The sequence below is a fragment of the Streptomyces sp. NPDC030222 genome (assembly GCF_055573115.1).
In genome coordinates, this window is sequence record NZ_JBVICA010000025.1 from 12,502 (window position 1) to 27,298 (window position 14,797).

9 protein-coding genes are annotated in these 14,797 nt (G+C 70.5%); 5 read left to right on the forward strand and 4 right to left on the reverse strand.

Annotated features, from left to right (window positions below):
• The first annotated feature begins 74 nt into the window (after window positions 1–74).
• Window positions 75–830 (forward strand): response regulator, encoded by a 756-nt coding sequence (locus ACZ4Z5_RS28515; protein ID WP_468267786.1) that lies wholly within the window; start codon window positions 75–77, stop codon window positions 828–830.
• Between the two features lie 51 nt (window positions 831–881).
• On the opposite strand, the gene ACZ4Z5_RS28520 is transcribed toward ACZ4Z5_RS28515, so the two are convergent.
• Together ACZ4Z5_RS28520 and ACZ4Z5_RS28525 are read right to left on the reverse strand one after the other, a co-directional pair.
• A complete protein-coding gene (locus tag ACZ4Z5_RS28520; protein WP_468267789.1) occupies window positions 882–2,060 on the reverse strand; it encodes a winged helix-turn-helix domain-containing protein in 1,179 nt (392 codons plus the stop codon).
• Window positions 2,061–2,166: 106 nt separating this feature from the next.
• Window positions 2,167–2,757 (reverse strand): GNAT family N-acetyltransferase, encoded by a 591-nt coding sequence (locus tag ACZ4Z5_RS28525; RefSeq protein ID WP_468267792.1) that lies wholly within the window; start codon window positions 2,755–2,757, stop codon window positions 2,167–2,169.
• A 226-nt stretch (window positions 2,758–2,983) separates the two neighbouring features.
• Between ACZ4Z5_RS28525 and secA the strand changes: the two genes are divergently transcribed.
• Window positions 2,984–5,806 carry a preprotein translocase subunit SecA gene (secA, locus tag ACZ4Z5_RS28530; protein ID WP_468267795.1) on the forward strand — a complete coding sequence of 941 codons (2,823 nt, stop codon included), beginning with the start codon at window positions 2,984–2,986 and terminating at the stop codon, window positions 5,804–5,806.
• Window positions 5,807–6,645: 839 nt separating this feature from the next.
• On the opposite strand, the gene ACZ4Z5_RS28535 is transcribed toward secA, so the two are convergent.
• Complete coding sequence (locus tag ACZ4Z5_RS28535; protein WP_468267798.1) at window positions 6,646–7,086, reverse strand: Rv3235 family protein; 441 nt, start codon at window positions 7,084–7,086, stop codon at window positions 6,646–6,648.
• Between the two features lie 286 nt (window positions 7,087–7,372).
• On the opposite strand from ACZ4Z5_RS28535, the gene ACZ4Z5_RS28540 reads away from it, so the two are divergent.
• Together ACZ4Z5_RS28540 and ACZ4Z5_RS28545 are read left to right on the forward strand one after the other, a co-directional pair.
• Window positions 7,373–7,876, forward strand: coding sequence for a DUF6912 family protein (locus ACZ4Z5_RS28540; protein WP_468267801.1), 504 nt, complete (start codon window positions 7,373–7,375; stop codon window positions 7,874–7,876).
• 34 nt (window positions 7,877–7,910) lie between these two features.
• Window positions 7,911–8,570 carry an HAD family hydrolase gene (locus tag ACZ4Z5_RS28545; protein ID WP_468267804.1) on the forward strand — a complete coding sequence of 220 codons (660 nt, stop codon included), beginning with the start codon at window positions 7,911–7,913 and terminating at the stop codon, window positions 8,568–8,570.
• Window positions 8,571–8,776: 206 nt separating this feature from the next.
• Here ACZ4Z5_RS28545 and ACZ4Z5_RS28550 read toward each other — a convergent pair whose 3' ends face one another.
• Window positions 8,777–9,346, reverse strand: coding sequence for a DJ-1/PfpI family protein (locus ACZ4Z5_RS28550; protein WP_468267807.1), 570 nt, complete (start codon window positions 9,344–9,346; stop codon window positions 8,777–8,779).
• A gap of 402 nt (window positions 9,347–9,748) precedes the next feature.
• Here ACZ4Z5_RS28550 and ACZ4Z5_RS28555 point away from each other — a divergent pair, with 402 nt between their 5' ends.
• Window positions 9,749–14,719: an NAD-glutamate dehydrogenase gene (locus ACZ4Z5_RS28555; protein ID WP_468267810.1), complete on the forward strand. Its 4,971-nt coding sequence runs from the start codon at window positions 9,749–9,751 to the stop codon at window positions 14,717–14,719.
• The last annotated feature ends 78 nt before the right edge of the window (window positions 14,720–14,797 follow it).

Genomic DNA, 14,797 nt, shown 5'->3' on the forward strand with positions numbered 1-14,797 from the left:
AGTCAACCAACGAGCAACGGACCGCGGTTGACGTGGCATGAACTCCAGGCCACGGCCTTGAGGGGGAGGTAACGATGGCGGACAGCTTCGGGCCGGTGCACGACGGGTCGGACGCCGGGACCATGGTCGGCCCGGCCTCGGCCGGCGTCGACGCGGGCTCGTCACGCGGGGAACCGATCCGGGTCCTCGTCGTGGACGACCACGCGCTCTTCCGCAGGGGGCTCGAGATCGTCCTCGCCCACGAGGAGGACATCCAGGTCGTCGGTGAGGCGGGGGACGGGGCAGAGGCCGTGGACAAGGCCGCCGATCTGCTTCCCGACATCGTGCTGATGGACGTGCGTATGCCCAAGCGGGGCGGTATCGAGGCCTGCACCTCCATCAAGGAGGTGGCACCCAGCGCCAAGATCATCATGCTGACGATCAGCGACGAGGAGGCCGACCTCTACGACGCGATCAAGGCGGGCGCCACCGGATACCTCCTCAAGGAGATCTCCACCGACGAGGTCGCGACGGCGATCCGCGCGGTGGCCGACGGGCAGTCCCAGATCAGCCCGTCCATGGCGTCCAAACTGCTCACCGAGTTCAAGTCCATGATCCAGCGCACCGACGAGCGCCGCCTGGTCCCGGCCCCCCGGCTCACCGACCGCGAACTGGAAGTCCTCAAACTCGTCGCCACCGGCATGAACAATCGCGATATCGCGAAAGAGCTGTTCATTTCGGAGAATACGGTCAAGAATCACGTCCGGAACATTCTGGAGAAGCTCCAGCTGCACTCCCGGATGGAAGCCGTGGTCTACGCGATGCGGGAGAAGATCCTGGAGATCCGCTGACCGTCGGCGGACCCGGCGCATCCGGCGGACGGGCCGGACCGGCTGCCGCCCTCAGGCGACCGCAGCGGCCAGCGCGGCGGCGACGTCCGGACGGTCCTCCCGGCCTACGCGGACCACCTCGATCCGCACGGCGTCGCAGTCCACCCACCGGGCGGCCTCCACCAGGGCCTGTGCCATGGGCCGGACCGCCTTGGGGGTCTCCAGCGACACCTGCCGCGCCACCAGGGTCCGGCCCTCGCGCGTGGGGTCGACCCGGCCCAGCAGCCGGCCGCCGGACAGCAGCGGCATCGCGAAGTACCCGTGGATCCGCTTGGGCTTGGGCACATAGGCCTCAAGCCGGTGCGTGAAGCCGAAGATCCGCTCCGTGCGGGCACGGTCCCAGATCAGCGAGTCGAACGGCGACAGCAGCGTCGTCCGGTGCCGCCCGCGCGGCTCGCTCGCCAGCGCCGCCGGATCGGCCCACGCGGCCTTGCCCCAGCCCTCGACCTCGACCGGAACCAGCCCCGAGTCCGCGATCACCGCGTCGACCTGCTCGCCCTTGAGCCGGTGGTAGTCCGCGATGTCGGCACGGGTGCCGACACCCAGCGACTGCCCCGCCAGCGCCACCAGCCTGCGCAGGCACTCCGTGTCGTCGAGGTCGTCGTGGAACAGCCCGTCCGGGACGGCGCGCTCGGCCAGGTCGTAGACCCGCTTCCAGCCGCGCCGCTCCGCGCACACCACCTCGCCGTACATCAGCGCGCGCTCGACCGCGACCTTGGACTCGGACCAGTCCCACCACGGCCCGCCGTTCTTCGCACCGCCCAACTCGGTGGCCGTCAGCGGCCCTTCGGTGCGCAGCTGGGCGAGGACCGCGTCGTGGGCCCCGTCCTTCAGCTCGTGGAACCACTGTGGGCGGCGCCGGTAGGCGCGGCGGCGGAACGCGAAGTGCGGCCACTCCTCGACGGGCAGGACGCACGCCGCGTGCGACCAGTACTCGAAGGCGTGCCCGTCGGTCCAGTAGGCGTCCTCGACGGCCCTGCGGCCGACGGCGCCGAGCCGGGCGTACGGGATCAGCTCGTGGGACCTCGCCAGGACGGAGATCGTGTCCAGTTGCACCGCGCCCAGGTGCCGCAGCACCCCCCGCACGCCCGCCCGGCGGTCGGGGGCACCGAGGAAGCCCTGGGCGCGCAGGGCGATCCGGCGGGCCTCGTCGGCGGACAGGGTGGCGGCGGGAGGGGGCAGGCTCGTCATGCCCGAACTCTAGGTGCGGCCACTGACAGCGGACCCTCCGCCGGGGTGCCCCTGCGGCCCGGTCCCGCGGAGCGAGGCCCCGGGCGGGGGCGGTCGCTCGGAACACTCAGGAGCGCGGCGCCGTCTCCCGTGCGGGCAGGTAGGCGTGCTCCGAGGGCAGCCCCAGGTCCGATGGCAGCAGCGCCCCGGCCCAGCTGTCCCGGCGCGTTCCGTTGCCGAGCATGCCGGCGCGCCGCACGCCCTCGACGACGAAACCGGCCTTCTCCGCCACGGCCCGCGACCCCACGTTGCCGACCTCGGCCTGCCACTCCAGGCGCTCCACGCCCAGCGTGGTGAAGGACCAGCGGGCCAGCGCGGCGACGGCCTCGGCCGTGTAGCCGCGGCCGCGGTGCTCCTTCGCGGTCCAGTAGCCGACCTCCCAGACGCCCGGGTGGGAGCGCTGCGTCAGACCGATGCACCCCAGCAGCGGACCGCCGTCGCGCGGCAGCACCACGAACGTGCACATCGTGGAGTCGCGCCAGCCGCCGGGTGCGATCTCCTCGACGAAGGACACGGCGTGTTCCCGCCCATAAGGGGAAGGCACCGTGGTCCAGCGCTGGATGTCGGGATCCTGGCAGGCCAGGAAGACGGCGTCGGTGTCCTCGTACCCAGGGGTACGCAGAAGCAGACGCTCCGTGGTGAGGGTTACGGGTTCCATCGGCCGATTGTCCGCCCGTCCGGCAGCCGGACGCCATGCTTTTTGCCCGCGTCCCCGGTGCACCGGGCCCCGCGGGATTTCCCCCGGGTGCCCGGCACCTTCCCGGCGCCCCGTGCGTTGTCCTGGACAGCGGACCTCCCGGCGTGGCGGGGTCCTCGCATACGATGGCCGTTGCTCAAAAGAATTCCGACCGCGCCAGGCCCGACCGGCAAGGAGACCAACCCCCGTGTCCGTCCTCACCAAGCTCATGCGTGCAGGCGAAGGCAAGATCCTGCGCAAGCTGCACCGCATTGCGGACCAGGTCAACTCCATCGAAGAGGACTTCGTCAGCCTCTCCGACGCCGAGCTCCGTGCCCTCACCGAGGAGTACAAGCAGCGCTACGCCGACGGCGAGAGCCTCGACGACCTGCTCCCCGAGGCGTTCGCCACGGTCCGCGAGGCCGCCAAGCGCGTCCTCGGCCAGCGGCACTACGACGTCCAGCTGATGGGTGGCGCGGCCCTGCACCTCGGCTACGTCGCCGAAATGAAGACCGGTGAGGGCAAGACCCTCGTCGGTACGCTCCCGGCTTACCTGAACGCGCTGTCCGGCAAGGGTGTCCACCTGATCACGGTGAACGACTACCTGGCCGAGCGCGACTCCGAGCTGATGGGCCGCGTGCACCGGTTCCTCGGCCTCAGCGTGGGCTGCATCCTGGCCAACATGTCGCCGGCACAGCGCCGCGAGCAGTACGGCTGCGACATCACGTACGGAACGAACAACGAGTTCGGCTTCGACTACCTCCGCGACAACATGGCGTGGTCCCAGGACGAGCTCGTCCAGCGCGGCCACAACTTCGCCGTGGTCGACGAGGTCGACTCGATCCTCATCGACGAGGCCCGTACGCCGCTGATCATCTCCGGCCCGGCCGACCAGGCGACCAAGTGGTACGGCGACTTCGCCAAGCTGGTCAAGCGGCTGGAGCGCGGCGAGCCCGGCAACCAGCTCAAGGGCATCGAGGAGACCGGCGACTACGAGGTCGACGAGAAGAAGCGCACCGTCGCCATCCACGAGTCCGGTGTCGCCAAGGTCGAGGACTGGCTGGGCATCGACAACCTCTACGAGTCGGTGAACACCCCGCTGGTGGGCTACCTGAACAACGCCATCAAGGCGAAGGAGCTCTTCAAGGGCGACAAGGACTACGTCGTCATCGACGGCGAAGTCATGATCGTCGATGAGCACACCGGCCGTATCCTGGCCGGCCGCCGCTACAACGAGGGCATGCACCAGGCCATCGAGGCGAAGGAAGGGGTGGACATCAAGGACGAGAACCAGACCCTCGCCACGATCACCCTGCAGAACTTCTTCCGCCTCTACGACAAGCTCTCCGGCATGACCGGTACGGCGCAGACCGAGGCCGCCGAGTTCCACCAGATCTACAAGCTGGGCGTCGTGCCGATCCCGACGAACCGGCCGATGGTCCGCAAGGACCAGTCCGACCTGATCTACCGCACCGAGGTCGCCAAGTTCGCCGCGGTCGTCGAGGACATCGCCGAGAAGCACGAGAAGGGCCAGCCGATCCTCGTCGGCACCACCTCCGTCGAGAAGTCCGAGTACCTCTCGCAGCAGCTCTCCAAGCGCGGCATCCAGCACGAGGTGCTGAACGCCAAGAACCACGAGCGTGAGGCCAGCATCGTCGCCCAGGCCGGTCGCCGGGGCGCGGTCACCGTCGCCACCAACATGGCCGGCCGCGGTACGGACATCAAGCTCGGCGGAAACCCGGACGATCTCGCCGAGGCCGAGCTGCGCCAGCGTGGCATGGACCCGGACGAGCACGTGGAGGAGTGGGCCGCGGCACTGCCCGACGCGCTCGAGCGGGCGCAGTCGGCGGTCAAGGCCGAGTTCGAGGAGGTCAAGGAGCTCGGCGGCCTGTACGTCCTGGGCACGGAGCGCCACGAGTCGCGGCGCATCGACAACCAGCTCCGCGGTCGTTCCGGCCGTCAGGGCGACCCGGGCGAGTCCCGCTTCTACCTGTCGCTGGGCGACGACCTGATGCGCCTGTTCAAGGCACAGATGGTCGAGCGCGTCATGGCCATGGCCAATGTGCCGGACGACGTGCCGATCGAGAACAAGATGGTCACCCGTGCCATCGCGTCCGCGCAGTCGCAGGTCGAGCAGCAGAACTTCGAGACACGTAAGAACGTCCTGAAGTACGACGAGGTGCTCAACCGCCAGCGCGAGGTCATCTACGGCGAGCGCCGCCGCGTCCTGGAGGGCGAGGACCTGCACGAGCAGGTGCGCCACTTCATGGACGACACGATCGACGCGTACATCCAGGCGGAGACCGTCGAGGGCTTTGCGGAGGAGTGGGACCTGGACCGGCTGTGGGGCGCCTTCAAGCAGCTCTACCCGGTGAAGGTCACCATCGAGGAGCTGGAGGAGGCGGCCGGCGACCGTGCCGGGATCACCTCCGAGTTCATCGCGGAGTCCGTGAAGGAAGACATCCACGAGCAGTACGACGAGCGCGAGAAGCAGCTCGGCTCGGAGATCATGCGTGAGCTGGAGCGGCGCGTGGTGCTCTCCGTGCTCGACCGCAAGTGGCGTGAGCACCTCTACGAGATGGACTACCTCCAGGAGGGCATCGGCCTGCGTGCGATGGCCCAGAAGGACCCGCTGGTCGAGTACCAGCGCGAGGGCTTCGACATGTTCACGGCGATGATGGAGGGCATCAAGGAGGAGTCGGTCGGCTACCTGTTCAACCTGGAGGTCCAGGTCGAGCAGCAGGTCGAGGAAGTGCCCGTCCAGGACGCGGCGGAGCGGCCCTCGCTCGCCAAGCAGGACGCGGTGCCGGCCGGTGCGGGCCGCCCCGAGATCCGGGCCAAGGGCCTGGAGGCGCCGCAGCGTCCGGACCGGCTGCACTTCTCGGCGCCCAAGGTGGACGGCGAGGGTGACATCGTCGAGGGTGACTTCGAGACGGACGGCCCGGTCCGCTCCGCGGCGGACGGCATGACGCGCGCGGAGCGCCGCAAGGCGCAGAAGAGCACGGGCGGAGGCCGCCGCCGCAAGAAGTGACGCGGCGGGCGGGCGCCGGGGGGCGCCGCGGAGGCGCACCAGTCGGATCAGCGATCCGTAGCGATGCGATGGCAGACTGTCACGTGTACGCCGGGCGCCCAGGCGACGTCGGGCACCCTCCTCGGTGAGGTCGCGAGACCTCACCGACCAGCGTCCGGCGGGACGTGCCACGAGGGCTGTCGGCTCCTGCCGTTCGGCACCAGGGCACGAAGGCGCTTGGCTCACGTCCCTGAACAACACCGGGGATCACCAAGCCGATCAGAGACGCTACCGGGGACGGCGGGCCGGGATACCGGGGAAGCCGACCGGGGCGACGTCGGCGCCTGGGACGCCCAGGGCCGATGAAGACGAGACCGGACAGGGGCCGGGCACCACACACGTGGAGCCCGGCCCCCGCCGTGTCCGTAAGCATGCGCCGGGCGGTGGCCCTGGCTCGCGCTGCCGACAGGTGTTCGTGGCCATGTGTCCGTGGCGGTGTTCGTCGCGCCGGCCTTCGCCGGGTGCCGACGCCGTGGGCTTTCGGGGCTCTCGTGGCAGCGGGCGCCCGGCAAGGCTTTTGCGCTCGTAGGCCCGCTCGTGCCCGAGGCCCGGCGCGTGGCTGCGTACTGCGCGTGGCGGACTGCTGGGACGACGTCGGCCAAGCGCCCGGGCGAGGTCCTCGCGCCTTATGACCCCCTGCGCGTGCCTGAAGGCCCTGGGACGCGCGCAGGGGGCCGTGGGGCAGCGCCGTGGGCTTCGGGGCGCTGGTGGCGGCCTGTCCGGCGGGGCTGCTCGTGCTCGTCGCCCTGCGCGTGCCCGAGGCGCCGGTGCGCGGCCGCGGATTGTCGGGCAACGGGCGATCAGTCGGGGCGCGGGCCGAGTTCCACCGCGGTGCAACGCCAGCGGAGATCGGCGCACTGTTCCAGACGGAAGGCCATGGCGCTGACGCGGTCACCCGTGCCGATGCGGGCGAAGGCCTCGATGGCGCCCGGACGTGGCTGGTAGGCGCCGCAGTGGCGGATCACCGGATGGTGGCCGTCCGTGCGGAGCGGGGTTTGCGGGGCGAGGCGCACCAGCTGCTCGTAGGCCTCGCCGACGGTGTGGCCGAGCATCCAGTGGACCGGGCGCCGGCCGGTGAGCACCGCCAGGAGGCGCTCGGCGAACCAGTAGTGCGGCTTGAGGTGCCGCGGCCGGAGCGGGGCGCGGGGCGCGGGTACCGACCGGGGCCCGCGCTGGTCGTGGCGGCCCGCGGGCCGGGTCCTACTGTCCCGGGCCGTGGTGGTGGTGTCGATCCGTCGCATGGCGAACGCCCCGCTCTGCCGGGCCCGGCCGGAGCATTCCGATACCGGGCAGTAACTTGCGTCGCTGACCTTCTACGTGCAGTGACCGGCCGACGGCAATGCGTGCCAGGGGGTTCGGCGGGGCGGGGGCGATTCACCTATCAGGGTGATGGCCGGCCGGATCCCGGCTTCCGCAACGGCATCCGGCCGTCGTCGGGTGGACGGTGCGCACAGGGTCGTCCGCCCACCGAAGGGGGACGCCGCACGTATCCTGAGGGGCGTCTGTCGACTACGAAAGCGGCCTTCCATGCGCGTCTACGTCCCCCTGACCCTCCCCGGTCTCGCACAGGCGCACAAGGCGGGTGAATTCGGCCCCGCCCCGCTCACCGCCTACGCAGTCACCCCCGCCCTGCGCGAGTGGTACGTGTCGGACGACATCGAGGAACTGGAGTACGCCGCGCTCAACCGCGCCGCTGCCGCATCGCTGCGCCTCGTCGCCGCCGACCCCTCCGCTCCCCGTCGCCGGGTCGTCGTCGCCGTCGACGTTCCGGACGCGGCGGCGACCGTCGATCCGGACCGCGGGCTGGACGCCGGAGCGCTGGGCGAGGTGCGCATCTCCACCGCGGTGCGCCTGGCCGAGGCGGCGTCCGTGCACGTGGACTCCTCCGACGCCGAGGCCGACGTCTCGGCCGCAGCCGCTGTCCTGGGTGCGGCGGACCTGGGCGACGACGACGCACGGTTCACCGTCGACGGCGCGGAGGACCACGAGCTGCTCTGGTACGGCGTCCAGGAGATCCCCAACCTCGTCTGACCCGGCCGTCGTAGGCGAGGGGTATCGTCCTCGCATGGGGAAGCACGCTCGTACGCACATCGTGTGGGACTGGAACGGCACGCTGTTCCACGACATCGACGCCGTCATCCAGGCGACCAACGCCGCGTTCGGCGAGGTGGGCCTCGGGCCCATCACGCTGGAGCGCTACCGCGAGCTGTACTGCGTGCCGATTCCCCGTTTCTACGAGCGGGTCATGGGCCGGCTGCCCACCGAGACCGAGTGGCGGCTGATGGACGAACTCTTCCACCAGCACTACGCGCAGGCGCGGGTCGCGTGCGGGCTCACCGAGGGGGTGGAGCGGCTGCTGGACGACTGGCAGCGGGCGGGCCGCAGCCAGTCGATCCTCAGCATGCACGGGCACGAGCAGCTGGTGCCGCTGGTGCGCGACTTCGGGATCGACCGACGGTTCATACGTGTCGACGGCCGCACCGGGCCCTCGGGCGGCAGCAAGGCCGAGCACATGGCCCGCCACCTCTCCGCCCTGACGGAGATCCCGGCCGAGCGGGTCGTCGTGATCGGTGACGCGGTGGACGACGCCGTCGCGGCCGCGCATGTCGGGGCGGCTGTGGTCCTCTACACCGGCGGTGCCCACAGCCGGGCCAGTCTGGAGGCCGCCGGGGTTCCGGTGGTGGACAGCCTCGCGGAGGCCGTGGCGGAGGCTTCACGCCTCTGACGGCCTGTGCGGGCCGGCCGCCGGTGCCGTCCGCCGGGCGCGGCGGAATGCCGTGCAGCGCGCCGCACGCGATCCTGTGAGCCGTGATCCCGTACGGCGCCGCGCGATCCCGTACGGCCCGTCACGCGCACGTCGTGTCCACCGTCACGCGCAGCCGGCGTCCCACTTCGGACGTACCCGGCCGTCGGCCGCCCCGCGCACCTCGTTCAGCCGGTCGCCGGTGACTTCGCCCGCAGCACCGTGAGGAACTCCCGCATCCACGCAGGATGATCGGGCCAGGCGCGCGAGGAGACCAGCGTCCCGTCCACCACGGCCTCGGCGTCCTGGAAGGTGGCCCCAGCGGCCTGCATGTCGAGTTCCAGTGCCGGGTAGGACGTCACCCTGCGGCCGACCAGACTGTCGATCGCCGCGGTCAGCAGCGGTCCGTGACAGATCTGGGCGACCGGCTTGTCGGCGTCGAAGAACGATTTGAGGATCTTGCGGAGCTCCGGGTCGTTGCGCAGGTACTCCGGTGCCCGGCCGCCCGGGATGACCAGGGCCACGTACTCGCCCGGGTCGACTTCCGAGAACGCCAGGTCGGCGGGCCAGGTGTAGCCGGGCTTCTCGGTGTAGGTGTCGAAGCCGGGTTCGAAGTCATGGACGACGAAGCGCAGCTGCTTGCGGGACGGAGCCGCGACATGGACCTCGTAGCCTTCCTCGCGCAGCCGCTGGTACGGATACAGGACCTCCAGCGACTCCGCCGCGTCGCCGGTCACGATCAGGATTTTCGGTGCCATGGCACTCGCTCCCCTTCTCGGTAGCCGTCAAGGCCACGCTGCCCCGCGGCTCTCAGTTTGCCAAGAGGGCATGTGTCGCTGTCCACAGTGTCAAACTTCCACCCCTGCTTTTGTACACATACGGCTCATGACGACTCCCGGGTCCGGAGCGATAGCCTTGTGGCGTGATCAGCGCTATACGCCGTGGGGGCAGTGAGGCCCCCCGCCTGCGCCCGGAGCGGAACCGCGCCCGGGTGATCGCTGATCCTCGCGTCCGTGGCCTTCCGCCGAATTCGGCCGAGAACCGCCCGGGCATCTCTCATCCCGGCATAACGTCGAACCAGACCGGTGAACCCGCGTCACGGCGTTACGTCCCTTTTTTCACCTACGTCACGCAACGGCGCGCGACAGGAGCCAGAGGACATGCAGACCAAGCTGGACGAAGCCAAGGCCGAGCTGCTCGCACGGGCCGCCCGGGTAGCTGAGAACAGCCCGGCCGGGGGGTTGGGGGGTCCGGGCACAGCCCCCCGGACGACCACCGCACCGACCGGGGCCGTCAGCGAGGAGGCGCCCGACGAGGCCGCCCTACTCGCCTACCTCCAGCGCTACTACCTGCACACAGCCCCCGAGGACCTCACCGACCGCGACCCGGTCGACGCCTACGGGGCGGCACTCTCGCACTACCGGCTGGCCGAGAACCGTCCGCAGGGCACCGCGAACGTCCGCGTGCACACTCCCACCGTCGAGGAGAACGGCTGGACGTGCAGCCACTCCGTCGTCGAGGTCGTCACCGACGACATGCCGTTCCTCGTGGACTCCGTCACCAACGAGCTCTCCCGCCAGGGCCGTGGCATCCACCTGGTGATCCACCCGCAGGTCGTCGTCCGCCGTGACGTCACCGGCAAGCTCATCGAGATCCTGCCCGGCGGCGCCGCCCTCGGCGAACGGCCGCACGACGCGCTCACCGAGTCGTGGATCCACGTCGAGATCGACCGGGAGACCGACCGCTCCGACCTCAAGCAGATCACCGCCGACCTGCTGCGCGTCCTGTCCGACGCCCGCGAGGCCGTCGAGGACTGGGACAAGATGCGCGGCGCCGCCCTGCGCATCTCCGAGGACCTCGGCTCCGAGCCGGTGGCCTCCGACGTCCCCCAGGACGACGTCGCGGAGGCCCGCGAACTGCTGCGCTGGCTCTCCGACGACCACTTCACCTTCCTCGGCTACCGCGAGTACAACCTCGTCGACGGTGACGCCCTCTCCGCGGTCCCCGGCACCGGCCTGGGCATCCTGCGCTCCGACCCGCACCACAGCGGCAAGGACGACGGCCACCCCGTGTCGCCCTCGTTCAACCGGCTGCCCGCCGACGCCCGCGCCAAGGCCCGCGAGCACAAGCTGCTCATCCTCACCAAGGCCAACAGCCGCGCCACCGTGCACCGGCCCAGCTACCTCGACTACGTCGGGGTGAAGAAGTTCGACGCCGAGGGCAACGTCGTCGGCGAGCGCCGCTTCCTCGGCCTGTTCTCCTCGGCCGCGTACACCGAGTCGGTCCGCCGCGTCCCGGTCATCCGCCGCAAGGTGGACGAGGTCCTCAGGGGCGCCGGCTTCTCGCCGGACAGCCACGACGGCCGCGACCTGCTCCAGATCCTGGAGACCTACCCCCGCGACGAGCTGTTCCAGACCCCGGTCGACAAGCTCCGCGAGATCGTCACCTCGGTCCTCTACCTCCAGGAACGCCGCCGGCTGCGGCTCTACCTCCGCCAGGACGAGTACGGCCGCTACTACTCGGCGCTGGTCTACCTGCCGCGGGACCGCTACACCACCACCGTGCGGCTCCGGATCATCGACATCCTCAAGGAGGAGCTCGGCGGCATCAGCGTCGACTTCACCGCCTGGAACACCGAGTCGATCCTGTCCCGGATCCACTTCGTCGTCCGCGTCCCGCCGGGCACCGAGCTGCCCGACCTCACCGAGGCCGACGTCGACCGCATCGAGGCACGGCTCGTCGACGCCGCCCGCTCCTGGGAGGACGGTTTCGCCGAGGCCCTGAACGCCGAGTGCGGCGAGGAACGCGCCGCCGAACTGCTGCGCCGCTACGGCCACGCCTTCTCCGAGGGCTACAAGGCCGACCACACCCCGCGCGCGGCCGTCGCCGACCTGATCCGGCTGGAGCAGGTCACGCACGCCCGCAAGCACTTCGCGCTGTCGCTCTACGAGCCGGTGGGCGCTGCCCCCGGCGAGCGGCGCTTCAAGATCTACCGGGTCGGCGAGCAGGTGTCGCTGTCCGCGGTGCTGCCGGTGCTGAACCGGCTCGGCGTCGAGGTCATCGACGAGCGCCCGTACGAGCTGCGCTGCGCCGACCGTACGCACGCCTGGGTCTACGACTTCGGTCTGCGCATGCCGCAGGGGGCCGCGGGCGGCGACTACCTCGCCGACGACGCCCGCGAGCGCTTCCAGAACGCCTTCGCGGCCGTGTGGACGGGCGCGGCGGAGAACGACGGGTTCAACGCGCTGGTGCTGCGCGCCGGACTCACCTGGCGGCAGGCCGTGGTCCTCCGCGCGTACGCCAAGTACCTGCGGCAGGCCGGCTCGACGTTCAGCCAGGACTACATGGAGGACACCCTCTGCTCCAACGTCCACACCACCCGGCTGCTCGTCTCGCTGTTCGAGGCCCGGATGTCGCCGGAGCGGCAGCGGGCCGGCACCGAGCTGATCGACGGGCTGCTGGAGGAGCTGGACGGTGCCCTGGACCAGGTCGCGAGCCTGGACGAGGACCGCATCCTGAGGTCGTTCCTCACCGTCATCAAGGCCACGCTGCGGACCAACTTCTTCCAGCGGGCCGCGGACGGCGAACCCCACGCCTACGTGTCGATGAAGTTCGACCCGCAGGCCATCCCGGACCTGCCGGCGCCCCGTCCGGCGTTCGAGATCTGGGTGTACTCGCCGCGCGTCGAAGGCGTGCACCTGCGCTTCGGCAAGGTCGCGCGCGGCGGCCTGCGCTGGTCCGACCGGCGTGAGGACTTCCGCACCGAGATCCTCGGCCTGGTCAAGGCGCAGATGGTGAAGAACACCGTCATCGTGCCGGTCGGCGCCAAGGGCGGCTTCGTCGCCAAGCAGCTGCCGGACCCGTCGGTGGACCGTGACGCATGGCTCGCCGAGGGCGTCGCCTGCTACCGGACGTTCATCTCGGCGCTGCTGGACATCACCGACAACATGGTCGCGGGCGAGGTCGTGCCGCCGGCCGACGTGGTCCGGCACGACGAGGACGACACGTACCTGGTGGTCGCCGCCGACAAGGGCACCGCGACGTTCTCCGACATCGCCAACGAGGTCGCCGTCTCCTACGGCTTCTGGCTCGGCGACGCCTTCGCCTCCGGCGGCTCCGCCGGCTATGACCACAAGGGCATGGGCATCACCGCCCGCGGTGCCTGGGAGTCGGTCAAGCGCCACTTCCGGGAGCTGGGCCACGACACCCAGACCGAGGACTTCACGGTCGTCGGCGTCGGCGACATGTCCGGTGACGTGTTCGGCAACGGCATGCTGCTGTCCGAGCACATCCGCCTGGTCGCCGCCTTCGACCACCGCCACATCTTCATCGACCCGAACCCGGACGCGGCGGTCTCGTACGCCGAGCGCCGCAGGCTGTTCGAGCTGCCCCGCTCCTCCTGGGCGGACTACAACACCGAGCTCCTGTCGGCGGGCGGTGGCATCCACCCCCGTACGGCGAAGTCGATCCCGGTCAACGCGGCCATGCGCGAGGCCCTCGACCTGGACTCCGGTGTCACCAAGCTGACCCCGGCGGAACTGATGAAGGCGGTCCTCCAGGCCCCCGTCGATCTGCTGTGGAACGGCGGCATCGGTACGTACGTCAAGTCGTCCGCCGAGTCCAACGCGGACGTCGGCGACAAGGCGAACGACGCGATCCGCGTCAACGGCCACGACCTGCGGGTCAAGGTCGTCGGCGAGGGCGGCAACCTGGGCCTGACCCAGCTCGGCCGTATCGAGTTCGCCCGCCACGGCGGCAGGGTGAACACCGACGCCATCGACAACAGCGCCGGTGTGGACACCTCAGACCACGAGGTGAACATCAAGATCCTGCTGAACGGCCTGGTCGCCGACGGCGACCTCACCGTCAAGCAGCGCAACAAGCTGCTCGCCGAGATGACCGACGAGGTCGGCGCGCTCGTGCTGCGCAACAACTACGCGCAGAACGTCGCCCTGGCCAACGCGGTCGCCCAGTCGCCGAGCCTGCTCCATGCGCACGCCCGCTTCATGCGCCGGCTGGAGCGCGACGGGAAGCTCGACCGCGGGCTGGAGTTCCTGCCGCAGGACCGGCCGATCCGTGAGCTGCTCAACAACCGGCAGGGGCTGAGCCAGCCCGAGCTCGCCGTCCTCCTCGCCTACACCAAGATCACGATTGCCGAGGAGCTGATCTCCACCGATCTGCCGGACGACCCGCACCTGAATTCGCTGCTGCACGCCTACTTCCCGAAGGCGCTCCGCGAGCGGTTCCCGGAGGCCGTCGGCTCCCACGCGCTGCGCCGCGAGATCGTGACGACGGTGCTGGTCAACGACACGGTGAACAGCGGTGGTTCGACCTTCCTGCACCGGCTCCGGGAGGAGACGGGAGCGTCGCTGGAGGAGATCGTGCGGGCGCAGGCCGCGGCCCGTGAGATCTTCGGCCTGGGCGAGGTCTGGGACGACGTCGAGGGGCTGGACAACGTGGTGCCCGCCGACGTCCAGACCCGGATCAGGCTGCACTCCCGGCGGCTGGTCGAGCGCGGCACCCGCTGGCTGCTCAACAACCGGCCGCAGCCGCTCCGGCTCACCGAGACCGTCGAGTTCTTCGGCGAGCGCGTCGGCGCGGTCTGGGCGGAGCTGCCGAAGCTGCTTCGCGGCGCCGACCTGGAGTGGTTCGAGTCGGTGATGGACGAGCTGACCGGGGAGGGCGTGCCGGAGATCCTCGCGTCGCGGGTCGCCGGGTTCTCCTCGGCGTTCCCGACGCTGGACATCGTCGCGATCGCGGACCGGACCGGCAAGGACGCGATGGACGTCGCCGAGGTGTACTACGACCTCGCCGACCGGCTGAGCATCACGCAGCTGATGGACCGGATCATCGAGCTGCCGCGGGCCGACCGCTGGCAGTCCATGGCCCGTGCCGCCATCCGCGAGGACCTGTTCGCGGCGCACGCCGCACTCACGGCGGACGTGCTGTCCGTCGGCAACGGCAGCTCGATTCCCGAGGAGCGCTTCAAGCTCTGGGAGGAGAAGAACGCCGCGATCCTCAGCCGGGCCCGGTCGACGCTGGAGGAGATCCAGACGTCGGACGACTTCGACCTGGCGAACCTGTCGGTCGCGATGCGCACGATGCGGACGCTGCTGCGCACGCACACGTGACATCGCCGGTGATGTGACCGCATGACGTCAGGGGCGCCCGCCACCCGGTGGGCGCCCCTTCGCGTCGCGGGCGTGCGA